This is a genomic window from Pontivivens nitratireducens (assembly GCF_011290545.1).
GTDB classification, from domain to species: domain Bacteria; phylum Pseudomonadota; class Alphaproteobacteria; order Rhodobacterales; family Rhodobacteraceae; genus Pontivivens; species Pontivivens nitratireducens.
The window spans coordinates 1,618,907-1,641,788 of record NZ_CP049811.1 but is presented as its reverse complement, the minus strand read 5'-3'; the positions used below and the strand labels follow the sequence as shown (position 1 = coordinate 1,641,788).

Genomic DNA, 22,882 nt, shown 5'->3' with positions numbered 1-22,882 from the left:
TCGTCAGTGCGCCCTTGTGTGTTGCCATCAAGATAGGGAGCAGATGATGACCGGCGGCGAAATGGTGATGGAGTGTCTGTTGGCACAGGGGGCGCATATCGGATTCGGTGTGCCCGGGGAAAGCTATCTTGCCGTGCTCGACGCCATGCACGACCGCGATTTCCGTTTCGTCAATGCACGCCACGAAGGCGGCGCCGCGTTCATGGCCGAGGCTTGGGCCAAACTGACAGGTCAGGTCGGATTGTGCTTCGTCACGCGCGGGCCCGGTGCCACCAACGCCGCCATCGGTGTGCATTCGGCCATGCAAGCCTCCACTCCGATGATCCTGTTTGTCGGTCAGGTGGGCAGCGACATGAAGGGACGCGAGGCGTTTCAGGAACTCGACTACCGCGCCGTTTTCGGCAGCATGGCCAAATGGGCGGTCGAGATCGAGGACGCCCGTCGCATTCCCGAAATCATCGCTCGCGCCTATTCCGTTGCGACGCGCGGTCGACCCGGTCCGGTCGTCATCGCCCTGCCCGAGGATATTCTGCGTGCCGAGGTGGATGCCAGCCCGGTTCCCGCCCTGCCCCATGTCGAGGCCGCCCCGGACCCGGCCGATATTGCGCGGATCGCCGCCCTGCTCGAACAGGCGGAACGCCCGATCCTGCTGGCCGGCGGTGCCGGATGGTCCGATGCGTCCAGACATGATCTGAAACATTTGGCCGAGCGGCTGGACCTGCCTGTCGTCGTCTCGTTCCGGCGGCAGGACCTGATTGACAACACCTCACACTGTTATGCTGGTGATGCCGGCGTCGGCATGACGCCCGCCACCGCGAACCTGCTGCGCGAAGCCGATGTGATTCTGGCGATCAATGCCCGGTTCGGGGAAATGACGACGGACGGCTACACCTTGCTGCGCGTCCCCAGCCCGGATCAAACGCTGATCCATAGCCACGCAGCCGATAGCGAGCTGGGCAAGGTCTATGCGGCGGATCTCACCCTTCATGCCGGGCCCAACCGCATGATCGCCGCGCTGAAGGATATGAACCTGTCCGACAGCGATGCGCGGTCCGCCTGGCGCAAACAGGCCCGATCCGGCGTCGAAGCGGTCCTCGATACGCGCGCGCAACCCTCCCCCGTCGATATGGTCGAAGTGTGCGCCCATCTGCGCGAAGTCCTGCCCGACGATGCGATCCTGACCAATGGCGCGGGTAATTTCGCGGTCTGGCCCTCACGGCATATACCAGTCGGGGGTGCGCGCCGGCTGCTCGCGCCGCAATCGGGGGCAATGGGATACGGCATACCCGCCGCGATCGCCGCGTCGATCGAAGCACCGAACCGCCGCGTCATATGCTTTGCCGGTGACGGCGATTTTCAGATGACAGGTATGGAACTGGCCACCGCCGCCCAGGAAGGCGCGACACCGATCATCCTCGTCCTGGACAATCAGACCTACGGCACCATTCGGATGCATCAGGAGCGGACTTATCCCGCTCGGGTAAGCGGCACCGATCTGAAAAATCCCGATTTCGCGGCCTTCGCGCAGTCATGCGGACTGTTCGGACGTCGTGTGACGCAGACCGCAGATTTCGCCAGCGCATTTGCCGATGCCTGTAACAGCGGAACGGCGGCTGTGCTGCATCTCGATATCGCAACCGAGGCTCTGACACCGGGTCAGACTATATCGCAAATGCGTGCGGCCGCGCAAAAGTAGAGAAGTGCGCATTCCTGAAAATTAGCGCATTTTGGCCCTTGTTCTCCGCACGATACCCCTGATAGACCCATCTGCGGAGCTGTGGCCGAGTGGTCGAAGGCGCGCCCTTGCTAAGGGTGTGAACCGAAAGGTTCCGTGGGTTCGAATCCCATCGGCTCCGCCATTTATTCTAGCGAACATGCTGGGATTCCTTGGTTTTTTCTGATCCACATTATGTCGGGTACATTTCAAGGTACAGTTTTGCGAAACCTTGGTGTGGCTCTACATTTTGTAGAATAGCCGCTTCGGTGAAGATTTTCGGGACTGTTGCATTAATTCGGGCTACCTGCTGATGGTCCGTTCCGGAGGTCCACGATGCCGCGCAAATCACCGTTCAAACACCACCGTTTTCCCAGAGAGATCATCCTTTGCGCGATGCGCTGGTATCTGCGCTATCCGCTATCCTACCAGGATGTTGTGGATCTGCTGGCTGAGCGCGGCGTGGTGGTTGATCGATCCACGGTGTATCGTTGGGTTCAGAAGTTCGGCCCGGAACTGACGAAACGAACCGAGAGACACCTGCGCCGCGCAAGCGTCGATTGGCTCGTCGACGAAACTTACGTCCGCGTGGAAGGCAAATGGCGCTACCTCTGGCGGGCGATCGATGCGAACGGTCAGATGGTCGATTTCCGACTGACCGCCAGACGGGACGCGAGGGCGGCCAGGGCCTTCCTCAACAAGGCCATCGAGCGGGTCCGGCTGCATCGGCCAGTCACAATATGCACGGACAAAGCGCCTGCCTACCGGCGCGTCATTCGCGACATCAATCATCGGTATGACCCGCATTTCGACAGTATCCGACACATCAACCGGAAGTGGCGAAACAACCTGATCGAGAGCGATCACGCCGCGATGAAGCGTCTCCTGGGGTATCGTCAGAGCTTTCGTTCATTGCGAACCGCCAAAGCGACCCTGAGTGGCATCGAAACGATCCGATCCATCAAACGCGGTCACATCCACCACAAACAACCCGGCGTCAAAGGCGAGATCGCGTTCATCGCCAGCCTGTTCGCTGCGGCTGCCTGACCGAGCGGCATCCAGCAGCCGCAGATCAGCCTGCCAAAATTAATGCAACAGTCCCGGGGCAAAGATATGCTTGCAAAAATTGCAAGCAAGAGCTACATAACCTGATGAACAGCAAACACCGCAAGACTCTGGCCGTTGTCTTTACAGACCCGGTATCGGGAACAATCGAATGGTCAGCGGTCGAGCGTCTGCTTGTCGCCGCTGGCGCACAGGTAATTGAAGGGCGCGGCTCGCGGGTGCGGTTCGAGAAGGATGGCGAGGTCGAGACGTTTCACAGACCGCACCCCGCCAAGGAAGCCAAACGCTACCAAGTGCGCGCCGCGCGGGCGTTTCTGGAACGGATCGGAGTAACACCATGACCAATTCCATGACCTACAAAGGCTACTCGGCCCGCATCGAGTATGATGACGACGATGGAATCTTCACCGGACGTCTCGCCGGTATCCGTGATGGTGTTGGCTTTCATGCCGACACGGTTGAAGCATTGCGCGAAGCCTTCCATGAGGCTGTCGAAGACTACATCGAAACGTGCGCGAAAGTTGGCAAGGAACCGCAGAAGGCCTTTTCCGGCCAGGTCATGTTCCGTGTCGATCCCGAAGTGCATCGAAAGGCTGCGCTCGCGGCCGAGCTATCGGGAAAAAGCCTGAACCAGTGGGCCGAAGAGGTTCTTAATCGTGCGACAGGGTAGTGGCTTCAAAAATATCGTTGATGCTTGGAAAGCATGACACTCATTTGGCCTGATGTTCCTCAAAGGTCGAATATCGGCCTTGGCAGCGCGCCTTCCGGGTCTTGCCGAGGCGGGTGCTGTCAATCCGTTTCTGTAGGTAGCTGACTAGGGCTTCGAATCTCTCTTCGGGGAGGTTATCCGGGACTGTTGCGTTAATTCTGTTACCGCGGATCTACTCTGGGGCGCGCGTTGGGTTATGCAGCGGTCTCGAATAGTCTGCGGATGAATTCGATCTCACCTTTGACGCCTGATATCTTGTGATGGACGTGACCTCGCCTGATGGTTCGGATTGTCTCGATGCCGCTGAGGGTCGCCTTGGCCGATCGTAAGGATCGGAAGCTCTGCCGATATCCGAGTAGCCGTTTCATGGCTGCGTGATCGCTCTCGATGCGGTTGTTCCGCCATTTCTGATCGATGTGCCGGATGCTGTCAAAATGTGGATCGTAACGGTGATTGATCTCGCGGATGACACGTCGATAGCTTTGCGCTTTGTCTGTGACGATAGTCACCGGCCGATGTAGTCTTACGCGTTCAATCGCTTTATTCAAAAAGGCTTTTGCCGCCTTTGCATCTCGCTTAGTAGTCAGGCGAAAATCGATCATCTGGCCATTGGCATCAACGGCGCGCCACAAGTAACGCCACTTACCGCTAACACGGATGTAGGTCTCATCTACGTGCCAATCGACGCTGGCGCGGCGCAGATGTTTCTCTGTCCGTTTGGTGATCTGTGGGCCAAACTTGATCACCCAGCGATACACGGTTGACCGATCCACGTTGATCCCACGCTCCTCGAGCAGATCAACCACATCCTGATATGATAGCGGGTAACGCAGATACCACCGAACAGCGCAAAGGATGATCTGACGTGGAAACCGGTGGTGCTTAAATGGGGACTTACACGGCATGGCCGACCTCGAAAACATGAAATTTGTCATGGCTTTCTATTAATGCAACAGTCCCCTTGCCGCCGCCCTTGTTCAGCCGGATATAGAGACCATTGCCATCGGACAGGCGCACCGGGGAAACACCGTACCGCGCGGCTTCGATCTGCTTGACTGTCAACATGGCGTGGTCCCCCGGTTTGTGGTGCAAATCGAGGGTACAAAACCGCCTTGGCCTGTATCAGTGCCACCTCGGGGCGGGAGAGGGCACGCGGCGAATAATTTATATGAATTCCTATGGTTAAAAGGATTCGGGTGACGGCAGGTGGGGGCAGACGAAGCAGATCTCGCGCTTTCACCGCCTCCGCCATTTTACCAGTGTTTGCGTTCTGACGCGAACGCGTTTCACTGGCCCCTCGCGAAGGACTTGCCACAGGGCATATCAGCCGTCGCTGTCGGGCATGATCAGCGTCAGATCGCCCTTTTGCGCCAGTGCTTGAATTTCCGCGATCAAGTCGGCTTGAGCCTTCTCTCCGTCCTTGATCTTGATGTCCTGCATCTGTCCGATCTCCTCGACATACCTTTCTGCCAGTCTCTTGGAGATATTGGACAGAATGAACTCCACACTTTCGCGGCTGACCGTCTGACCTGATTTCAATGCCGCGAGTAGAACGGCCTCATCCATGTTGCGTACGACGTTGCCAACGTCGCGCGGCTCCACCCTTTTCACGATGTCCGTAAAGGTGAACATCACACGCTTCACTTCCGTGGTCAGGTCTGGGTCACGATTTTCCAGATGACCCAGCATGTCGCCGCGCATGGTCCCGGACACATTGTTCATTAGCCCAGCGATCAAGTCGGCCGGGCTGCGGGTGTTGCCCCCTTCCAGCGCGATGGACAGGAAGTCGCGCATGATCACGGATTCGACCATCGCGACGACCTTAGGCTCCAGCCGCGGTGCCCGCGACAGCCGCAACACCACGTTCTGCGCAAATGTGCTGTCGAGTAGTTCCAGAACTGCCGCGGCACGATCCGACCTCAATTCACTCAACACCACTGCTGCGGTCTGCGGATGTTCATTCTGAAGGAACCGGGCAACAGCCGCCGCCGGGGCCAGGCCCATCTTGTCCCATAACGAACGGTTCATCGAGCTGTCTACATCGCCCATGATGCGATTGACCTGCTTGGAATCGAGTGCTCCCTCCAGCATCCGCCGGGCCACCTCGGCACCGCCCGAGATGTCCGCACCGTCACCGAGTGTGCTCATGAATTCGTCGATCACATCCAGAATTGCGGATTGAGGAATGCGCTTCAATCCGCTGATCGTCACGGCAAACCGGCGCAGCTGAGCCTCATTCAAGTCGCTTATCAGAGGCGCTGACTGCTCCGGACCGAGTGCGGCGAGAATGATTGCGGCCTTTTGCGTAGGTGTGAAGTCGAGCTGCGCCCGGTCGGGAACAGGCAACGCGTGTGCCAATTTTGTGCTCACGGGGCATAACTCCTTATCAGTGCGCCCGCCAGCAGGGCCCAGCCGTCGGCGAGCACAAAAAAGGCAAGCTTGAAGGGCAGCGCGACGACGGCGGGCGGCACCATCATCATTCCCATGGACATCAGGATTGCGGCGATCACCAGGTCGATGACCAGAAAGGGCAGGAAAATCAGAAAGCCCACTTCGAACCCGCGCTGAACCTCCGTCAGCATGAACGCCGGCACCAGCATGTGAAGCGGGGGCGCGCCCTCCTCCAGCGTGATCCCGCGCGCATCCGCCAGTGTATCGAGCGTATCCACGTCTACTCGTGCCTGCATGAAGCCGCGAAAGGGTTCGATCGTGATCGGAATGGCGTCCCGCACCTCAAGCGTGCCCTCGATCACGGGCGATATTCCCTGCTCCCACGCGGCCTCCAGCGTCGGTTCCATCACGAACCAGGTCAGAAACAATGCGAGGCTGACGATCAGCATGTTCGGCGGCGCCTGCTGAACGCCGATCGCCTGCCGCAGGATCGACAGGACCGTCACGATAAACGGAAAGCAGGTCACCATCACCGCCAGCCCCGGCGCCAGGCTCAACACGCTCACCATGAGGAAAAGCTGTACCGTGCGCATCGAAACGCTGTCGCCGCCGAGGTCGACAGCGATGCTTTGCGCATGACCCGGAGCCGCCAGAAGCAGCAGAAACAGGACGGCGGCGCTAAACCGCATCTTCCAGATCCGCCACTTCCGTCAGCCGCACACCCAGTCTGCCGCTTCCGTCCTCCATTTCCTGCAACTCGCCCCGCGCGATCAGCCGATCCCCGACATACAGATCGACCGGATCGGTCAATGTCGTATCCAGCGACAGCACAGAATCGCGCCGCAATCGTGCGAGGTCCGCGATCATCGGGCGGGCCCGCCCCACAGCGACGATCACCTCGATCGGAACGCCACGAAAGGCCTGCGGCGACGGGCCGCCACTGCGCCGGGGGGTGAGTGTTTCAATCTCCCCCAGGCGGTTCATGTCATTTGCCTCAGGCGTGGTTTCGCTGGTCATATTCAGGTTCCTGTGTCGAATTTGGGTAAAGTGTCTGCGAGATGCGGGTGAGGACAGTAGAAATGTCGAGCTTGGTAAGTCCGCTATCGGTGGCGATGGTCGCACATCCAGGCGACAGGTCAGGCGCGCTGCGGATAACGATACCTTCCGGAATAGCCTCCGTGATCATACCGGCTTCTTCCGGGCAAAGGCTGACCGTGATGCTGGTCCCTGGCGCGAGATCGAGTTCGCGCCTTACCGCCGTTGCGACCTGCTCGGAAAAATCGCGTGCCGCAGCTTCGGACAACGCAGTCCGTGCTATCTCCGAAATCAGATCGAGAAGATCGGCCTCCGCCGTTGCCCGTGCGCTTTGCATTGTGATCTGGGCGTCGGACACAGCTTCGAATATCGCGGTGGTCACGCGTTCGGATTGCTGTGTGACCGCTTCCGTCGCGCGCGTAGCTGCGTCGGTGAACCCCTTGGCGTACCCCTCATCATAAGCCTTGCGCAATTGCTCACCGCAAACTGGTTCGGTGGTGGCAGCTGCGGCGGCGGGACGTTCGATGTCATCGAGGCGGAACAATCGGGCGCTCATCACGGCACTCCTTCGGTCATTCCGCTGTCGATCCAATTGCGCAGCAGATCGACGGATTCAGGTCTCCTGCCCTCGACCGTTCCGCGAAGACGCGCCAGCGGAGTCTCAGGTTTCTCGGCCTCCTGCTCGCTGGGCATGTTTTCCAGCATCAGAAGCTCCGGCGAGATAGCCGCCCCGTTTTCGGGTGACGGCAGCTCAGCCGGATTGGGCAAGGTATCCAGGTCGCGCCGCGTCAGCAGAATTGGACGCAGGACGAACAGGCCTAAAAGCAATACGACTGCCGAGAGAACGCCGAGTTGCAAAATCAGGCTCAAAGGTATCGTACCTCCAATAAATGCAGGCGCGTTGGCGACAGTCCCCACCTCACCGCGTTCGGGAAATTGCATCGATTCGATCGTCAGAACGTCGCCTCGGGCCGCATCGAAACCCACAGCAGCGCGGACAAGCTCCGCCATCGCGGCGATTTCGCTTTGGGGCCGCGGCTGCCATGTGGTCCCGTCAGGTCCGGCAGTTTCCATCCCATCGACCAGAACTGCGACGGACAGGCGGCTGATCCGGCCGGGATTGCTGGTCCTTTCCCTCAGGACTTCGGACACCTCGTAGTTCACACGCTCCCTCGTGCGGGTAACCTCTCGCGAATTGCTGTTGCCTTCGGCGGCGGCGTCCCCGTCGGGAAGGTTGCTGGCGACTGTTACGGCACCCGGCCCGGATCCGGTGGCCTGCTCCAAATCCTCCTCGACATCCGTGCTTATCGCGACACGGCTGTCCGGATCGATGACACGTTCCGTAACGATTTCAGTATCAAGAGTCGTATCTACATTGATCTCGACAAACGCCCGCCCGGGGCCCACGCGCGCCTCCAGCAAGCGCAGTACGTTCGCCCGCATCTGCGCTGCCCGATCGCTGGCATTGGCTGCGGGATCATCGGAATCCTCGCCAATGATGATGCCCGCCTGCGCGTCGATGATCGACACAGCCTCGGGCATCAGATCGGGCACCGACGATGCCACAAGATGTCTGAGCGCGCGGGCCCGGTCAGATGACAGCGGCGCATTGGCCATGGTCACCGTCACCGAGGCTGTCGCCTGCTGATTCCTGCGAAACGGAGAGTTCTCCGTTCGTGAAAGATGGACGCGCGCCGAACGTATGGCCGGGGCCGAGGCGATCGTACGGGCGATTTCGCCCTCCTGCGCGCGCCGATAGGCCGCATCGAACATCTGGGACGTGGTGCCGAATCCAGAAAGTTCGTCGAGAAGCTCATATCCCGCTCCGCCGCTCGCGGGCAATCCACGGCCCGCCAGCTGCAATCGCAAATTGTCGCGACGATCCTCGGACACATAAATCGCGTTGCCCCGCACGTCATGTTCGACCTGTTCCGCCTCAAGCGCGGTCAGCACCTCGGCGGCGACGCTCGGTTCCAGCCCGGAATACAGCAGCGCCATCTGCGGCGTGCCCGCCACACGAGCGAGAAGCAGGAGCAGCGCCATCACTGCTATGGCGGCCCCGCCGGCGATAAGACGAAAACGGCCCGGCATAGCCTCGAATCGGGAGATCAGATCGCTCACTTATATACCTCGTTCCAGGGTCTTCGACGGCGCTTCCGGCCTTCGTCCGTACTCATCGATAAGCTCCGGCTTCTTAAGAATTGGTTAGTGGTGCGCCGCTAGAACGGATCCCGAACACGATGAGGGTAATTTGATGAGCGAACCGTCGGACGAAACTGACCCCAAGGCCAAGAAGCGGTTTCCCGTGGTGGTGACCTTGATTCTATGCGTCCTGACGGGTGCGGGCAGCTTCGCCTTCGTCACGCTGGATCCTCTCCATCTGATGCCGGAGGAGGCTGAACCGGTGGAGGTTGCAGCCGCTGTCGACAGGCCGAGCCCGAATCAAACGTCCTTCGTTCCTCTGGACCCGCAAGTGATCAGCCTCGGCCCGAACTCACGCGCGGATCATCTGCGGTTTTCCGCCACGCTCGACATCCGGCCGCAATACGAAGCGGAGGTCATGGCGGTGAAACCTCGCATCGCCGATATGATCGCAACCTATCTGCGCGCGGTGGAGCCGACGATGCTGGAGCAGCCTGCCGCTTTGCTGACGCTGCGCGCCCAGATGCTGCGTCGGATTTCGGTAATCGTGGGCCCGGACAGGGTGCACGATCTTCTCATCGCGGAATTCATACTCAACTGAAGGTATCACCATGTCGCTACTTGCCGACGGACTTCTTATCCTCGCTACGGTGTCACTCGCCGTTTACTGCATGGTCGTATCTCGACGGCTAAAGGCTCTCGGCCGTCTGGATCGCGGCATGGGCGCTGCGATTGCAAGCCTCTCGCACAGGGTCGATGAAATGACATCGGCGGTCGCGACCGCTCAGAAACAATCGGTCGATGCGGTGGCGGACATGACCGTACAAACAGCGCGCGCGGAGCAAGCCGCCGGCCGGCTGGAGCTTCTGCTCGCCACGCTACATGATTCCCGCTCCGGCACAGCCGTTCCCGTAACGCGGCCGGAAAAGCCTACGCCGTCCTCCTTCGACGGCAGTTTGCGCGATGCCTACAAGGCTATGAAACGATGAGCCGCTCCAGAGTCCCGGCTCTTGTCCTGATCATCTGTATCTTCGCGGCATCCGCGGGATTGAGGATCGCCACCGAGGGCCCGCAATGGGCAAGCGCCCTGTCCGGGGCAATCGGGCCCGCACATGCCAATCTCGGGGAGCCTCCTGCAGACACCTCGCAGCAGGATGTCTTCCTCGAGTCGCTTCAAAGGCGTGAGGCCGAACTCGATCTGCTCGAACAGCAGGTAAATGAGCGAACCCGCGAACTTGCCGATGCGGAGCGTGCTTTGGCCCTGCAGATAGAACAGCTGGAGCAGGCCGAGCAAACGCTTCGCGATACGCTTTCCGTGGCCTCCGGCGCAGCGGAGACAGATGTCGTACGTCTGGTTTCCGTCTACGAAAGTATGCGTCCTGCCACCGCCGCCCCCCTTTTCGGCGCAATGGAGCCGAGTTTTGCAGCCGGTTTCCTGATGCGTATGGAGCCTGAGGCAGCAGGGGCTATCCTTTCCGCCGTTACGCCCGAACAGGCCTACGCGTTGAGCGCCGTCATGGCAGGGCGTCATGCCGCAGTCGTACAGGAATAGATCGTGTACAGCAGAGTTGGAGCAGATAAATGACCGGTTTTTTCGGCCTTGCGATCGTATTTGCCATGGTTATCGGAGGGTACCTTTGGGGGGGCGGAAAGCTCGGCATCATCTTTTCCTCGCTGCACTATGAAATGATGATTATCGGGGGCTCCGCTGTCGGTGCCTTCATCATTTCCAACGGAGGAGACACGATTCGCGGCAGTTTGCGCGATGTGGGACGGGTGTTTACCGGGCCAAAATGGAAAGCCGGTGATTATTCCGATGTTTTGATCCTGCTGTTCGAACTGCTCCGCATAGCGCGCAACAATCCCGTGCAGATCGAGGAGCATATCGAGCAACCGGAAGAAAGCGTTCACTTCCAACGGTTTCCTCGCATTTTGGCCGATGCGACGGCCGTCACCCTCATCTGCGACACGCTCCGCGCAGCCTCGATGAACTACGACGACCCGCATCAGGTTGAGGAGGTCATAGACAAGCGGTTGGAGGCGCATCTGCATCATGCTCTCAAGCCCAGTCATGCCTTGCAGAACATGGCGGACGGGCTTCCCGCATTGGGTATCGTCGCGGCGGTTCTGGGTGTGATCAAGACGATGTCGTCAATCGACCAACCGCCCGCGGTATTGGGCAAGATGATCGGTGGTGCCCTGGTCGGCACATTCCTCGGCGTGTTTCTCGCCTATGCGCTGGTGGGCCCATTCGCGACAAAGGCCAATGAACTGGCCGAGGCAGATCACAATTTCTACATGCTGATCCGTGAAGTTCTCGTGGCCAGCCTTCACGGTCATGCCCCGAATATGTGTGTGGAAATCGGACGGCAGTGCATGTCATCGGAACTCCGCCCCAGTTTCGACGACCTCGATACGGCGTTGCGAAGTGAGAGTGTTGCGGCATGAGGTGGCTCGCAATTGCTGTTTTCCTGATTGCCAATCAGGCCTGCGCACAGGATCTTACCACTGTACGCTCCGGTGAACACGCTACATTTACCAGGCTGGTCATAGACACGCCCCCTCCCGATGAGTGGTCCGCGATACAGAAAGATCGGATTGTTACGATCAATCTGCCTGACATAGGGAATCTGTCCCTCGACACTATCTTTGACCGCATTCCCCGTACGAGATTGCTGGATATAAACGTTGTTGGCGACGACCTCATTCTGCGGCTGGGCTGCAATTGCCCGGTTCAGGTTTTTCCCCAAGTGGACCGTAACCTCGTGGTCGATATTCGCGATACGGGAAGCGAACCCGCCGTGAAGGCACCGGATCTATCGCAGGCAGGGACAGTCATCGACGATTCAGCTTCGTATATGTTGCCGTCCGAACCGCCTGCTACCCCGGAGATTTTTTCCCGGCCTGACCTGAGCGACGTTCGCGATCGGCTCGTGGAGCAACTGACCCGCGCTGCGGATCAAGGGCTTCTCAAATTGTCGGAGGATGCGCCAAACACGCAGGATGTCGTGGAAGAACCCGTGCCGGAGCCGGAGCCTGAGCCTGAGCGCGAACCCGAGGAGTCGATCGAAGACGTCGTTGTGCCCGAACTTGCCTCGACGCCAAATGTCGATATCCGAACTGCATTCGATACGCCGACGCGCTCTTATCCGGCGAATGACCCAGGCTGCAACGCCCCCGTTCCCCAGACATTCGCAACTCTACAGGAGCAATATTCCACCTATGTGTCGAATCGGACTGCGCTCTACGGTGAGTTCGATGCGCTGAATGAACGCATTCTAAGCGATACGATCGAACAGGCGATCGGACTTGGATTGGGAGCGGAGAGTCTGGCGATCCTTGGTCGCCATAAGGGCATCCTAGGGGCGGAAGCTACCTATACAGATATGGCGCGGATCGTCGACGGCATGGAACCGGGCATCGCATTGCTCACCCATGTCGAATGCCCGGGCGTGTTGGGGCTTTGGGCACGGCTGGCGAACGATGAGGCATTTCTGGCGAGGCGCCATGTCGATGGCGATCTTGCGACCCTCGGCACGTTCCCTCCCGAACACCGCATACTGATCGCGCAGCGCGTTGCCGAAAAATGGCTGGAGCTTTCACTTCTCGCCAGTGCGCAACGGGCACTGGATTTCGCCAACCGTTCGGGAATCCCCGGGTCCCGCGAAATGCAACTGACCGCGTCCCGGATTGCACTGCGCCGTCGTGATGTTCAAACAGCCCGTACGGGGTTCGAGGCTCTTGCAGCCGGCACGGATCTGGTTGGTCATCATGCCAGGGCGCATCTGATCGAAATTGAGTTGAACGATGACATATCCGTGGACCGCGGGGCAGAGCTGGATCTCGCCGCCACGGCTTTCCAGATGCGGGGAACCCCACTCGGCCGCAAAGCGATCAGGCTACTGGCTTCGATCCGGGCGCGCGATGGGGCACTGTCGCAATCGTTGCAGCTGCTTACTGCCAGCGCGGACCGTGAGCCGGAAATGGCGGAGATCTGGCGAAGGGTTGCTGCCGACCTGATCGAGTCCACAGCACCGGGCAATCCGGACTACGCTCGTGCGGTTTTGCACCACGCGAATTTTTTGCCCGAAGGGGTCGCCGGGGATGCCGCGAGGGTAAGTGCGGCGCGTGGTCTACTCACGCTCGGTTTGCCCAGCGATGCGATCGAAATGGCATCTCCGGCGCACCTGAGGGGAAACGACGAAGCATCTGAAATCATTGCTTCGGCTAACCGTGTCACACCCCGCCCCGAGCCGTTCCGACCCAACGCGACGGAACTTGCGCCCAGAGTGGAAGAGCCCGTGACACTTGCCGCAGCCAGAGATCTGCTCGAAAGCGGAGGCTCGCTCAGATCCGCGACCCTGCAACTATTACAATCCTCGGCTCAAACGCTGGATTGATCACCTCGTCCAGCTCAACGACGCCCAGCTCGAATGCCAGGCGGTCGGTCCGGCATTGCTGACCGCATCCATATGCACCGCGTTGGCCAGATAGAACCCGGCTCCGCTCTCAGGCACCACGGCGATGCCCTGACTGTCGGTGGTCAACGGAACTTCGATGACGTCTCCACCAATGCTTCGATGAAACAGATTGATGCGGGCGTTCGATGCAGGCTCCCCACGAACGAAATACTGCAGCTGAATGTTGCCCTCGGTGGTGAAGGGATTGTCCAGCGCGACCAATTCGACCGGCAGACCGACCCGGAAATCATCACCTTCGGAGGAGCCGACACCGATCAAGGCTTTTACCGAGCGGGAATAAGTTTCGGAAAATCCGACCTCAGGCAAGCCACGCGCCCGATGCTCATCCAGAATATACTCGATACCTTCCGCTGCGAGGAAACTCTCGAACTTGCCCTCTTCCTCGTAGGTCAGGCGAGAGTCACGCGTTTCCTGAGCAACGATGTGAAGCCCTTCCTGCAGATCCGCCAAGCCCAAGGCCGGCATGTTGCCAATTCGCCCGGAAATGAACTGACCATCCTCACCCGGAGCATAATGCTGCAGGCTGCGAAATGCCTGAGGGAAATAGGGCATTTGCTGCCCCACAAGGTCTGATCCGACGAAAATGCCGACTTCGATCCCATCCCCGGTCTCGATCTGATGGCTCGGAGCTTCGAGCCAGTACTCGTGAGCACTCAACGGGCATGTGGCCCCGATAAGTGCCAGCGCCGCGATGATCCGCCTCATGATTTTGCCTCTTTGGATGGCAATTTACGCAGACGGTCGAACAGTTCAGTCTGGGACGTGACCCAGGCATTGATGTCAAACTTCTGAACGCTTTCACGCAGGCCCTTCATACGGCTACGCTTTTCTTCGTCATCCATGTCCAGCGCCTGTTGAATGCCGCGATCCATCGACGCGAAGCTGAACGGATTAACGGGAATGGCGCCTTTCAACAGAACGGCAGTTCCGGCAAATTCCGACAGGACCAGCGCTCCACCCAAATCGTCCCGCGCCATGCAGAATTCATTGGCAACCAGGTTCAAGCCATCCGCCAGAGGTGTGATCCAGGCGACATCCGCAGCACGATAATACGCGATCAGGTCACGGAAGGGTATCGCGGTCGAGATCAGCGAAACCGGTTGCCACTCGAACGAGCCGAACGTGCCGTTGATCCGGCCCGAGAGTTCCTCGATCCGCTGCTGTACCTCTTCATACGCCGTCATGTTGCGGTTCGCACCGACGGAGACATGCATCAGGCGAACCTTGCCGATCAGATCGGGGCGGGAAACCAGCAACCGCTCGTAAGCTTCAAGCTGTTCGACATTGCCCTTGGTGTAATCGGTTCGTGCCACGGACACGATCAGCTGCATATCCTCTCCGATTTCGGAGCGGATATCGGCAACCTTCGCCTGCACTTCCGGGTCAGCGACGACGGACGCGATATAGTCGGTATCGACGCCCACCGGAGAAGTGTCGATCAGGATATCGTGGTCGTGGTGGCGCATGGCGCGTACGGTATGGCGTTCGGACAGGGCCATTCCGCGCGGCGACATCGCCTCAGGCGTCGGTGTCTCATCCGTTGAGCGAGCGGAGGTGATGGAGCGCGCCACAGCTTTGAAATTGTTGGAATATCTCGGGATGTGGAATCCGACTGCATCTGCCTGAAGCAGGCTTTTCACGATCTCCTCCCGCCAGGGGAGGACGTTGAAGATGTCGGGATTCGGGAAGGGTGTGTGATGAAAGAACGCGATCTTCACGGACGGTTTCAACTGCCGCAGATAGCCTGGCACCAACCACAGGTTGTAGTCGTGTATCCAGACGACGCCATCGTCGCTGACCTCGGCCGCTGCAGCCTCGGCAAAGGCCCAGTTCACTTGACGGAAAGTGGGCCAGTCAACCGGATCGTAATTGTAGCGTTCCTTGAACCCGTGCAGGATAGGCCAGAAGGCTTCTTTGGAACTGACGTGATAGAAGCTCTGCACCTGCTCCTCGGTCAGGGGCAATCTGGACACGGAATATTTGCCGTAGCTGTCGTCAATCTCCACCACCCGTTCGAAATCGGGGTTCGAGGGGTCGTCGGCGTACTTCCACGCCACCCAACTGCCCTTTTCCACGCGACCGAAGAAACTCTTGAGGGTGGGGACGATCCCGTTGGGGCTGGAATTCTCCTTCAACTCGATCTTGCCGTCGACCTCGACCTCTTCGTAAGGTTGACGGTGATAGACTATGACCAGATCGGAACTCATTCCTGTTCTCCATTCGCGTCGGGGTGCAGGTTGAAGGCGGCAATCGCCTCCATGATTCCTGCGGCGCCGATCGCCTTGCATTTGCGGGCTGTCCGTATGTCCCTGGTCGCATCGAGCAAGGCTTGCTCCGCACCACCGACCACGGCTCCGTTCAGACCCGTCTTGAACATGGATAGGTCGTTAAGGGTATCCCCCGCAACCAATACGCGCCCGCGCGACATCCCGAAAGCGGTGATGAACCGCTCGAGCGTCGGGCCCTTGCTGATGCCACGTGGCAAGACATCGAAATAGCGATTGTCCGAGACCAGCCAGTCCAGCCCCATGCCCGTGACGACCTCACATGCGCCGGGATCGAATGCATCCGGGTCCATGTCATAGCTGACGCGGTAGCGGAATTTCGTCGGTTGAAGTTTCAGCCCGCGCGCATCTGCGAGGGCCTTGCGCACCTGCTCACCGGCATCGCCCCAGCGTGCGGCGATCTCATGCTCCAGCTCGGGCAGATGGGTCAGGGTTCGCTTGTCCTCATCGTGCCGGTCCACGCGGGCGACGGTGGTGCCGACGTCACCGATGACATAATCGGGCCAGGGCACCCAGTTGTCGGAACAAAGGGAGTGGATGAACTCGGGATCGCGCCCCGATACGAAGACCAGGCTGACACTGTCACGGCGCGCCTCGATCCAGTCATAAAGGGCAGCTCGGTCCGCGTCGCTGCCGCCCAGAAAGGTGCCGTCCAGATCCGTGGCGAGCGTGAAAGTCGCGTCTGAGGGTGGGGTGCTCATGTCTTCGATCCTCCGAAGCGGGAATGTGCGGCAGACGTCGCGGGATGCGCGATCTTGAAATCGAGGGCCCGAGGTTCGCCCTCAATCGGCGCGCTCCAATAATTGGCGAAGGCCTCGCCTATTGGGGCACCGTCAGCGACGATGGAGCGGACCATTTCGCAGACCGGCATGTGCAAACCCTTTTTGCGCGCCAGATCGGTCACGGTCACGGCGTTGGTGCGACCCTCGACAACGACAGGACGCCCTTCGAAAACCTCCGCATCGCTCAACCCCTGCCCGCGCTGCGTTCCGTAGGAGAAGTTGCGCGATTTCGGGGATGAACATGTCAGCATCAGGTCCCCGATACCGCTCAACCCCGTGACCGTCTCACGCGAGCCGCCCATGGTGACGGCCAGTTCCTTGATCTCACTGAGACCACGGGTGATCAGAGCGGCCCGCAGGTTCTCTCCGTATCCGGCGCCGTGCAACATGCCGCAGGCGATGGCGATGACGTTCTTCATGGCTCCGCCGATTTCCACGCCCGTCAGATCGTCCGAGATGTAGGGACGGAAACTGTAAGTGGTCAGTGCCGCTGCCAGACGCGCGGCCGCCATGCTGCCGGGCTGCGTCGCACGCGAAGTACATGCGATGGTGACTGCCGTCGGTTGATCGGCTGCGGTTTCAACCGCGAATGTGGGGCCGGAGATGGCGCCGATCACCCGGCCCGGCGCCTCCTCGGCCATGATGCCGGTCATCAGCAGACCACTGTCCGCCTCAATCCCTTTCGCCCCGGTAAAGATCGGGCAGTGCGGCGATGTCAGCGGCGCAATCGCACGGGTCATTTCCCGGATGCTGTGGGATGGTGTAATCAGCAGGACTGCCTCCGCCTCGTGCAGGGCTTGCGCCATATCGGTAGTGGCCTTGATACCGGAGGCCAGCTTGATCCCCTTGAGGTAGCGTGGATTTTCGGCCCGGTCCCGGATCGCCTCCGCCACCTCGGCACTGCGGCACCACAGCGATACATCGCGTCCGGCATGCCGCGCGACCGAGGCCAGCGCGGTCCCCCACGCGCCGCCACCCACAACACAGATACGCCGATAGGCCAATTCCTCCGCCGGCGGCTGAGCCTGGTTCGTACCCTGCATTCGTGATCATCTCCTTGAACATACCGTAGAGGCAACAATGGTGCGCGCCGCGTCCTTTTCAACACGGACGTGCAGGAATGTTGCATCGCACCAATAACATTGGAAGTTTAATCATGGTCCGGTGATCGAATGCTTGCTCCATGAGAGATCCGACGGTCTACTGGGTCAAGTCCAAAGGAGGAGTTTCAAGATGTGTTTGCGGATGTGGCCTTTGCTCGCTGCAGCGGGTGTTCTGGCCGGATGTGGCGGCGGTGGTGGCGGTTCAGCCAGCGCCCCCGGACCGACCCCTCCTACCAGTCTGACGCTGGCTCAGCTGTCTGAAGGGCAGTTTTCCAGTTCGCGGGCGAGCGGGGGAATCGGAAAATCCCTACGCTATCGCGAGGCGAATCCAGCGCCGCCGGCTGGCGATTCGCCCGATGCGGTTCTGGGCCGGATTCAGTCGGACGCGCGAAAGCTGCAGGGCATCCTGTTCACCGACGATTCCGAAACAGGGCTGATCAACGCCGCGTTCAACGACCGGGAAACATCCAGCGCCGTACAGTTGGTCAACCGCGTTTACGTTTCCACAGACTACGCAAACGGCGATCTGGAGCTTCAGGCGCTCGATCTGGGTGCCTACGATTCTGTTCTCGGCGGGATGTGGCGCTATGTGCCCCCCTCGTCCAACCCACAGACCTTCGTCGGGGGCTGGCATGCCGGGTCGCTGACGGATGTTGCGGATTTGCCGACGTCAAACAGCGTGACCTTCACCGGCAATGTTCTGGGCCTCTACGTGCGCAACGACAACGTCAATCCGGGCGATACGATCCCGCTGGTCATCAGTGAGGTCACGGGCAACGCCTCGGTTGAGATGAACTTCGTCACCGGCGATATCGTTGAGGGGGCCAACAGCTTTCTTACGAACCTCGTCCTGACCGACCTGCCCGGCGAGGAATTGAACGAGTTCAACATCGTCAACGGTTCGACTACGGCGATCGATGGCAACCAATGGGATGCGGAACTGGTCGCGACCAACCAGGACAACGATTCAACGGATTTCTCAGCGGCAGCCGACAGCGATATTTCCGGGCGCTTCTATGGCCCTGGCGGCGCGACGCAGGAGATGGGCGCCGCCTTCCGCGTTCGTGATGACAACGAGAGCGAGATCTTCTCGGGCATGTTCTTGGCAGTAGGCAACTGATCGTACCGGCCACCCTGCACGGTGGGGTGGCCACTTGCGAAGGATCTGGCAGAGGCAAGACCGCATCCGCATCGAGAGAAAAGTTGCGTGAAGAAAGTGGTCGGGGCGGCGAGATTCGAACTCACGGCCCCCTGTACCCAAATCTGCAAAAAATCGTTTGGGTTCAGGGAGCTGCAACAATACCAATAGTCAGGGAGCACGTATACGCTGCAAAGAGCTAGCCCCTTCAGCGAAGACGAATTTACGTAACACCTATCGCCTCGGCTTTGACGAGGTGATCGCGGTCTTCGAGCGCTGCTTCATTGCTATCGACGAACTCCACCATGTTCCGGCCTCGACAATAACCGCCTAGGGTGATCCTGCGCAGCCTGATTAATCGCACGTAGCGTCCTGTGATGACGATGACCGGGAGCTATTTCTCAGGCAATGCCGCTCTAGTGCTGCGCCCCGATGACGAAGGCAGCTTCACCAAAATCATCTATAGCTATTGCGAATTATAGGAGGCGACAAAATCCTCGACCTGCTGGGCACCCATGAGGGGCGTGATCCCGTGACAATGGTGCGCGGCCCGATCAGCCCGTCGATCGCCCCGACGGCATAGCCGCAATCGCGCAGCAGTTGCTGCAGCAGCCGCATCGCCCGCGATCCCGCATTGACCTACATATCAAACACTGCCGGTTGCAGCGGTGCTGGCAGCGCATCGATGCTGGGTTTCCACAGATATTCGGTCGCGAAGATCTGCGCGCCATCCCCATCGGCAGGGCGCGCACATCCTCGATATCGCCGTCGCGGTCCAGATCCAGCCCCAGGCGGCACATTGTATAGATCGTCACGCCCCAATTGGTCGGCCCGCCCGGATCATCGGGATCGTTCACAAAGCCGCCCTCGCTGAGCAAGATATCGCGGATCATTTCATCTACTGTCAGCATTCTAGCTCCCCAGTTTTCTGATGATTAAGTCCAGAGTTGTGGCGATACGCACCATCAAGTCGCCCAACCGCTCCACCTGATCGTCGATCACGGTCAACTTGCGGTGCAGTCCTGCGATCGCACGCTCCAGGTCGTGGCGCAGGCGCTCATCCTCGGTGCTGCGCTGAGGGTCGCGCTCCTTGCCCCCTTGCCGGATCGCAGCCCCGCTGATCGCCGCAATAATCGCGGCCAGCGCCGTCAGCAGACCCGCCTCCTCAGCGGCGGACAGCATGGGTGTCTCCGGCGTGAACGCTGTCCTTGATCGCGCCGTACAAACAAGTGCATGCCGCCACGCACAGCCCGCCATAGGTCGCCACGGCCGTGGTATGGGGATCCAGCAGCCAGAACCCCGCCAGTAGTAAGGTATAGGCCAGCAGGTTGCTGATCGTCATCGCGGCGCGCACATAAGGCGTCCACCAGCGGCGGCCATTTAAAAGCAGAGCCAAGCAATGCAGCGCGCCGGTCGCAGCAAAGGTCACGCCCCACCACGCCCCCGGCATCCACAGCTGCATAAAGGCAATCGCATCCATCGAGACCGCAGGCAGTGTCAGGAACAGGCCAAAGGCCAACGTTTGCAGCGCCAGACACCATTCAATGCGCCGATCCGGATGCGGCCTCACGATACCACCCCAGCGAACACATGGCGCGGTGTGCGGATATCCTCGATCAGCTCAATCCCCGATAGGACAGCGCGGTTTTCTTGCCGGTGGTGGCTTTCATCGCAGTGCCGCTCATGGCCCAGATCTGCAGCAGCGCATCGACTGCGACCATATTGGCGCTCTGAGCGGTTTGAGCATCGTGGAAGGTGGCGGTCAGTGCGTGGCCGGTCAGCAGCAGATCGCATGCTCGCGCGGGTCTACATCTGAAACTGCTGATTCAACAACCGTTGCAACGCTGTTGCAACCTCGGGAGCCTATCCCCCGCAAAGGCCTTATTTAACTGGTCGGGGCGGCGAGATTCGAACTCACGACCCCCTGTACCCAAAACAGGTGCGCTACCAGGCTGCGCCACACCCCGACCATGCAGCAGGGATTAGCGAATGCGCGCCGGGATGAAAAGGGTCAATCGCACGGCCAGATCGGGTTGGTGTCGAAAGCGGGATGTCGCAACTGCGCACCCGGTGTCAGACCCAGCATTTCCGTCAGGCCGCCATTGACCTCCAGCACCGCAAAAATATCGTTGGTTGCGGATGGGATCGGCGTTTCATCCAGCGGAGTGGCATTGACGTGAATATCACGGACGGTCCCGTCCGCCGCCACGAACAGCATATCCAGCGGGATGAGGGTATTGCGCATCCAGAAGCTGCGCTGACGCGGTTCGTCCTGATAGACGAACAACATGCCCTCCAGCTGCGCCATGTCCTCGACAAACATCAGTCCGCGCGCGCGTTCCTCATCGGTGTCCGCAATCTCGACCTCAATGGAAACACGCAGACCGTCCTGACGAATGTCCACCCGGTCCTCACGACATTGCTGTGCGGCAACGGGCGTAGCCAGCAGCAAGACAAGGCAAAGGGCACTACGAAACGACGCTGTCCCAGTCGCGAACATACATCACCATTCGACCACGCGGGCCGTCCCCGATATGGGCCGCGATGGCCTCGTTCGATTGCAGATCGACGATACCGCAGCGGCGCAGCGTTTCCATGTGGACAAAGACATCCTCATCATCCCCGAAGATGTTCAGAAAACCGAAGCCCTTGACCCTGTCGAACCATTTGACACGGGCCGGCACGTAGTCAACCTCCTGCGGGCCCGGAATGGCTTCGAGCAGGTCCGCCATCATTCCGTCGCCACCGTCTGGCACATCCGCCTCGATCACCGCGCAGGCCTGACGGCCCTTATCGGTTTCCTCAACCTCGACGGTTATCGCGATCCCCTCGACCAGATCGCGCAGGCCGGCGGCCTTCAACACACTTGCATGGATCATCACATCTCCGGCACCGTCTTCCGTCACCAGGAATCCGAACCCGCGCGTGGTGTCATACCACTTCACCTGTCCCGTAATCATCCAAATACCATTTTCTTATTGTCCGCCAAGCACATGCAACCCATGCGCATGACAGAGAAAGCGTCCAAAATCCGATCCGCACCCTACGCACCGCAGTCCCAAGCTACGTCGCGATCATGGTGGACCGCCCCCCGTAGAGACTGAAAAAAGGATAGATATCGCGCGACATGCGTGTCAAGCAAACCACCGGTCCCCATTGAATACCGGAGCATACATGCAACCGACCGTGGCAAATCGGCAACCTCGCACCCTGCTTTTCCTTGCGTTTCTGGCCCTGACCAGTTGCGCAACCGCACCTGTCGGCCCCTTGCCGGATGCAGACGGGGTGACGCGGGAGTTTTTGTATACACCGTTCCAGAGCGATCTGATTTCCACGACGACCGATGACATATCGCGGGTCGTGCAGGACGCCACCAGCCGCAGCTATGCCGAGATTGCCGAGCACCGGCGCACGCAGGAAATCCGGCTGGACCAACTCGCATATTTCTTCCGCTCCGCCGATGGTCGCGCCTATCTGCTGGCCGAGGGACCCAAGGCGATCGTACGCGGCGCACCGCAGGCGCAGTGCCCGGTCGAAGTCTCGGTTGTCGGCGGTGACAACGCGCAAGCCTCGATCACGCAGGCGCTGCAATCGTGCCATGAGGATCTGAGCGCGCTGGGGTTGCAGGACAGTTGCGATTGCCGGCTTCTGGCGCAGGGAACGATCCTGCACGCCGCACCTGCAACCTTCGAATATGCGGTCGATCTGCCCGTGCGCCTGTTTCGCGACGGAAGGCTGGACCCGATCACCTATTTCAGCCGCGCCGGCACGGATGGGTCCGGTACGCGCGCCATCCTCGTGGAGCTGGGAGATACGCAGTTAATGGCTGTCAGCTATTCCGACCCTGGGGCACGGCACGCTGTCGTCACCTATCCGGACGGCACGCAAATCCCTGCGGAGCGTGCGCCGGTAGGCTATGACAGAGGGCGCCTGCGTGAGAGTTTTACCACCACGCAACAGAACGGAACGCCGTTGCGGATTATCGTCGGCCCCTGAGGGGCGGGCGCTGTCACCCTCCTCCGGTCCGGCCACGACCG

27 protein-coding genes and 2 tRNA genes are annotated in these 22,882 nt (G+C 59.9%); 12 read left to right on the top strand and 17 right to left on the bottom strand.

All coding sequences use genetic code 11. The annotated features are described in order from the left end of the window. Positions 1-46 precede the first annotated feature (46 nt). The 5 genes from G8E03_RS08085 to G8E03_RS08065 all read left to right on the top strand — a co-directional run bounded on the left by G8E03_RS08085 (position 47) and on the right by G8E03_RS08065 (position 3,449). Entirely contained in the window at positions 47-1,696 is a 1,650-nt protein-coding gene (locus G8E03_RS08085) for a thiamine pyrophosphate-dependent enzyme (RefSeq protein ID WP_347340492.1), read from the top strand. A 75-nt stretch (positions 1,697-1,771) separates the two neighbouring features. Next, positions 1,772-1,859: transfer RNA gene (locus G8E03_RS08080), tRNA-Ser, on the top strand. 191 nt (positions 1,860-2,050) lie between these two features. Continuing rightward, complete coding sequence (locus G8E03_RS08075; protein WP_166190498.1) at positions 2,051-2,761, top strand: IS6 family transposase; 711 nt, start codon at positions 2,051-2,053, stop codon at positions 2,759-2,761. A 104-nt stretch (positions 2,762-2,865) separates the two neighbouring features. Beyond that, positions 2,866-3,120, top strand: coding sequence for a type II toxin-antitoxin system HicA family toxin (locus G8E03_RS08070; protein WP_166190496.1), 255 nt, complete (start codon positions 2,866-2,868; stop codon positions 3,118-3,120). Continuing rightward, positions 3,117-3,449, top strand: a complete 333-nt coding sequence (locus tag G8E03_RS08065) for a type II toxin-antitoxin system HicB family antitoxin (RefSeq protein WP_166190494.1) — start codon at positions 3,117-3,119, stop codon at positions 3,447-3,449. The genes G8E03_RS08070 and G8E03_RS08065 overlap by 4 nt, the downstream gene beginning before the upstream one ends. Positions 3,450-3,682: 233 nt before the next feature. Here G8E03_RS08065 and G8E03_RS08060 read toward each other — a convergent pair whose 3' ends face one another. The 7 genes from G8E03_RS08060 to fliF form a co-directional block, all read right to left on the bottom strand. After that, positions 3,683-4,393, bottom strand: coding sequence for an IS6 family transposase (locus G8E03_RS08060; protein ID WP_166194000.1), 711 nt, complete (start codon positions 4,391-4,393; stop codon positions 3,683-3,685). Continuing rightward, positions 4,383-4,553, bottom strand: a complete 171-nt coding sequence (locus G8E03_RS08055; RefSeq protein WP_166190492.1) for an Arm DNA-binding domain-containing protein — start codon at positions 4,551-4,553, stop codon at positions 4,383-4,385. The genes G8E03_RS08060 and G8E03_RS08055 overlap by 11 nt, the downstream gene beginning before the upstream one ends. A gap of 258 nt (positions 4,554-4,811) precedes the next feature. After that, positions 4,812-5,858 carry a flagellar motor switch protein FliG gene (locus G8E03_RS08050; protein ID WP_166190489.1) on the bottom strand — a complete coding sequence of 349 codons (1,047 nt, stop codon included), beginning with the start codon at positions 5,856-5,858 and terminating at the stop codon, positions 4,812-4,814. After that, entirely contained in the window at positions 5,855-6,568 is a 714-nt protein-coding gene (fliP, locus tag G8E03_RS08045) for a flagellar type III secretion system pore protein FliP (RefSeq protein WP_166190487.1), read from the bottom strand. The genes G8E03_RS08050 and fliP overlap by 4 nt, the downstream gene beginning before the upstream one ends. Further along, positions 6,558-6,896: a FliM/FliN family flagellar motor switch protein gene (locus tag G8E03_RS08040; protein WP_240910306.1), complete on the bottom strand. Its 339-nt coding sequence runs from the start codon at positions 6,894-6,896 to the stop codon at positions 6,558-6,560. The genes fliP and G8E03_RS08040 overlap by 11 nt, the downstream gene beginning before the upstream one ends. Further along, the gene (locus G8E03_RS08035) at positions 6,874-7,470 is read right to left on the bottom strand and encodes a FliH/SctL family protein (protein ID WP_166190484.1); all 597 of its coding nucleotides are present in this window, start codon (positions 7,468-7,470) and stop codon (positions 6,874-6,876) included. The genes G8E03_RS08040 and G8E03_RS08035 overlap by 23 nt, the downstream gene beginning before the upstream one ends. Beyond that, positions 7,470-9,035: a flagellar basal-body MS-ring/collar protein FliF gene (gene fliF, locus G8E03_RS08030; protein ID WP_166190482.1), complete on the bottom strand. Its 1,566-nt coding sequence runs from the start codon at positions 9,033-9,035 to the stop codon at positions 7,470-7,472. The genes G8E03_RS08035 and fliF overlap by 1 nt, the downstream gene beginning before the upstream one ends. A gap of 133 nt (positions 9,036-9,168) precedes the next feature. Between fliF and G8E03_RS08025 the strand changes: the two genes are divergently transcribed. From G8E03_RS08025 to G8E03_RS08005, 5 genes are read left to right on the top strand one after another with little or no spacing between them, the layout of a single operon-like run. Then, on the top strand, positions 9,169-9,657 hold the full coding sequence (locus tag G8E03_RS08025) for a flagellar basal body-associated FliL family protein (protein ID WP_166190480.1): 489 nt from the start codon (positions 9,169-9,171) through the stop codon (positions 9,655-9,657). 10 nt (positions 9,658-9,667) lie between these two features. Next, the gene (locus tag G8E03_RS08020; protein WP_166190478.1) at positions 9,668-10,045 is read left to right on the top strand and encodes a hypothetical protein; all 378 of its coding nucleotides are present in this window, start codon (positions 9,668-9,670) and stop codon (positions 10,043-10,045) included. Beyond that, on the top strand, positions 10,042-10,608 hold the full coding sequence (locus G8E03_RS08015) for a MotE family protein (RefSeq protein WP_166190476.1): 567 nt from the start codon (positions 10,042-10,044) through the stop codon (positions 10,606-10,608). The genes G8E03_RS08020 and G8E03_RS08015 overlap by 4 nt, the downstream gene beginning before the upstream one ends. A gap of 29 nt (positions 10,609-10,637) precedes the next feature. Beyond that, positions 10,638-11,504, top strand: a complete 867-nt coding sequence (gene motA / locus G8E03_RS08010; RefSeq protein WP_166190474.1) for a flagellar motor stator protein MotA — start codon at positions 10,638-10,640, stop codon at positions 11,502-11,504. After that, on the top strand, positions 11,501-13,456 hold the full coding sequence (locus tag G8E03_RS08005) for a hypothetical protein (RefSeq protein WP_166190472.1): 1,956 nt from the start codon (positions 11,501-11,503) through the stop codon (positions 13,454-13,456). Before motA ends, G8E03_RS08005 begins: the two co-directional genes overlap by 4 nt. On the opposite strand, the gene G8E03_RS08000 is transcribed toward G8E03_RS08005, so the two are convergent. The 4 genes from G8E03_RS08000 to G8E03_RS07985 are packed head-to-tail and all read right to left on the bottom strand — an operon-like array spanning position 13,457 to position 17,647. Further along, positions 13,457-14,242 carry a DUF4198 domain-containing protein gene (locus G8E03_RS08000; protein ID WP_166190470.1) on the bottom strand — a complete coding sequence of 262 codons (786 nt, stop codon included), beginning with the start codon at positions 14,240-14,242 and terminating at the stop codon, positions 13,457-13,459. It abuts the gene before it with no gap. Continuing rightward, entirely contained in the window at positions 14,239-15,744 is a 1,506-nt protein-coding gene (gene ggpS / locus G8E03_RS07995; protein ID WP_166190468.1) for a glucosylglycerol-phosphate synthase, read from the bottom strand. Before ggpS ends, G8E03_RS08000 begins: the two co-directional genes overlap by 4 nt. Beyond that, entirely contained in the window at positions 15,741-16,523 is a 783-nt protein-coding gene (locus tag G8E03_RS07990; protein ID WP_166190466.1) for an HAD-IIB family hydrolase, read from the bottom strand. Before G8E03_RS07990 ends, ggpS begins: the two co-directional genes overlap by 4 nt. Next, positions 16,520-17,647 (bottom strand): NAD(P)H-dependent glycerol-3-phosphate dehydrogenase, encoded by a 1,128-nt coding sequence (locus G8E03_RS07985; protein ID WP_166190463.1) that lies wholly within the window; start codon positions 17,645-17,647, stop codon positions 16,520-16,522. The genes G8E03_RS07990 and G8E03_RS07985 overlap by 4 nt, the downstream gene beginning before the upstream one ends. A gap of 211 nt (positions 17,648-17,858) precedes the next feature. Between G8E03_RS07985 and G8E03_RS07980 the strand changes: the two genes are divergently transcribed. Beyond that, a complete protein-coding gene (locus tag G8E03_RS07980; protein ID WP_166190461.1) occupies positions 17,859-18,827 on the top strand; it encodes a transferrin-binding protein-like solute binding protein in 969 nt (322 codons plus the stop codon). Between the two features lie 572 nt (positions 18,828-19,399). Here G8E03_RS07980 and G8E03_RS07975 read toward each other — a convergent pair. The 6 genes from G8E03_RS07975 to G8E03_RS07950 form a co-directional block, all read right to left on the bottom strand. Next, entirely contained in the window at positions 19,400-19,756 is a 357-nt protein-coding gene (locus G8E03_RS07975) for a glycosyl hydrolase 108 family protein (RefSeq protein ID WP_166190459.1), read from the bottom strand. Between the two features lies 1 nt (position 19,757). Then, on the bottom strand, positions 19,758-20,027 hold the full coding sequence (locus G8E03_RS07970; protein ID WP_166190457.1) for a hypothetical protein: 270 nt from the start codon (positions 20,025-20,027) through the stop codon (positions 19,758-19,760). Further along, entirely contained in the window at positions 20,011-20,415 is a 405-nt protein-coding gene (locus tag G8E03_RS07965; protein ID WP_166190455.1) for a hypothetical protein, read from the bottom strand. The genes G8E03_RS07970 and G8E03_RS07965 overlap by 17 nt, the downstream gene beginning before the upstream one ends. A 320-nt stretch (positions 20,416-20,735) precedes the next feature. After that, a tRNA-Pro gene (locus G8E03_RS07960) sits at positions 20,736-20,812 on the bottom strand. Between the two features lie 44 nt (positions 20,813-20,856). Then, a complete protein-coding gene (locus G8E03_RS07955) occupies positions 20,857-21,297 on the bottom strand; it encodes a DUF192 domain-containing protein (protein WP_240910305.1) in 441 nt (146 codons plus the stop codon). A 16-nt stretch (positions 21,298-21,313) separates the two neighbouring features. Then, positions 21,314-21,805, bottom strand: a complete 492-nt coding sequence (locus tag G8E03_RS07950) for a cold-shock protein (protein WP_166190451.1) — start codon at positions 21,803-21,805, stop codon at positions 21,314-21,316. Between the two features lie 214 nt (positions 21,806-22,019). Here G8E03_RS07950 and G8E03_RS07945 point away from each other — a divergent pair, with 214 nt between their 5' ends. Beyond that, positions 22,020-22,841, top strand: coding sequence for a hypothetical protein (locus G8E03_RS07945; protein ID WP_166190449.1), 822 nt, complete (start codon positions 22,020-22,022; stop codon positions 22,839-22,841). The last annotated feature ends 41 nt before the right edge of the window (positions 22,842-22,882 follow it).

Bases quoted from the DNA above. Each gene is read 5' to 3' on its own strand.
- G8E03_RS07990 (WP_166190466.1), bottom strand. From the start codon at position 16,523: ATGAGCACCCCACCCTCAGACGCGACTTTCACGCTCGCCACGGATCTG.
- motA (WP_166190474.1), top strand. From the start codon at position 10,638: ATGACCGGTTTTTTCGGCCTTGCGATCGTATTTGCCATGGTTATCGGA.
- G8E03_RS08015 (WP_166190476.1), top strand. From the start codon at position 10,042: ATGAGCCGCTCCAGAGTCCCGGCTCTTGTCCTGATCATCTGTATCTTC.
- G8E03_RS08040 (WP_240910306.1), bottom strand. From the start codon at position 6,896: ATGACCAGCGAAACCACGCCTGAGGCAAATGACATGAACCGCCTGGGG.
- G8E03_RS08035 (WP_166190484.1), bottom strand. From the start codon at position 7,470: ATGAGCGCCCGATTGTTCCGCCTCGATGACATCGAACGTCCCGCCGCC.
- ggpS (WP_166190468.1), bottom strand. From the start codon at position 15,744: ATGAGTTCCGATCTGGTCATAGTCTATCACCGTCAACCTTACGAAGAG.
- G8E03_RS08025 (WP_166190480.1), top strand. From the start codon at position 9,169: ATGAGCGAACCGTCGGACGAAACTGACCCCAAGGCCAAGAAGCGGTTT.
- G8E03_RS08055 (WP_166190492.1), bottom strand. From the start codon at position 4,553: ATGTTGACAGTCAAGCAGATCGAAGCCGCGCGGTACGGTGTTTCCCCG.
- G8E03_RS08085 (WP_347340492.1), top strand. From the start codon at position 47: ATGACCGGCGGCGAAATGGTGATGGAGTGTCTGTTGGCACAGGGGGCG.
- G8E03_RS07970 (WP_166190457.1), bottom strand. From the start codon at position 20,027: ATGCTGTCCGCCGCTGAGGAGGCGGGTCTGCTGACGGCGCTGGCCGCG.
- G8E03_RS08060 (WP_166194000.1), bottom strand. From the start codon at position 4,393: ATGCCGTGTAAGTCCCCATTTAAGCACCACCGGTTTCCACGTCAGATC.
- G8E03_RS08065 (WP_166190494.1), top strand. From the start codon at position 3,117: ATGACCAATTCCATGACCTACAAAGGCTACTCGGCCCGCATCGAGTAT.
- G8E03_RS08000 (WP_166190470.1), bottom strand. From the start codon at position 14,242: ATGAGGCGGATCATCGCGGCGCTGGCACTTATCGGGGCCACATGCCCG.
- G8E03_RS07985 (WP_166190463.1), bottom strand. From the start codon at position 17,647: ATGCAGGGTACGAACCAGGCTCAGCCGCCGGCGGAGGAATTGGCCTAT.
- G8E03_RS08075 (WP_166190498.1), top strand. From the start codon at position 2,051: ATGCCGCGCAAATCACCGTTCAAACACCACCGTTTTCCCAGAGAGATC.
- G8E03_RS07945 (WP_166190449.1), top strand. From the start codon at position 22,020: ATGCAACCGACCGTGGCAAATCGGCAACCTCGCACCCTGCTTTTCCTT.
- G8E03_RS07975 (WP_166190459.1), bottom strand. From the start codon at position 19,756: ATGCTGACAGTAGATGAAATGATCCGCGATATCTTGCTCAGCGAGGGC.
- G8E03_RS08005 (WP_166190472.1), top strand. From the start codon at position 11,501: ATGAGGTGGCTCGCAATTGCTGTTTTCCTGATTGCCAATCAGGCCTGC.
- fliP (WP_166190487.1), bottom strand. From the start codon at position 6,568: ATGCGGTTTAGCGCCGCCGTCCTGTTTCTGCTGCTTCTGGCGGCTCCG.
- G8E03_RS07950 (WP_166190451.1), bottom strand. From the start codon at position 21,805: ATGATTACGGGACAGGTGAAGTGGTATGACACCACGCGCGGGTTCGGA.
- G8E03_RS08020 (WP_166190478.1), top strand. From the start codon at position 9,668: ATGTCGCTACTTGCCGACGGACTTCTTATCCTCGCTACGGTGTCACTC.
- G8E03_RS08070 (WP_166190496.1), top strand. From the start codon at position 2,866: ATGAACAGCAAACACCGCAAGACTCTGGCCGTTGTCTTTACAGACCCG.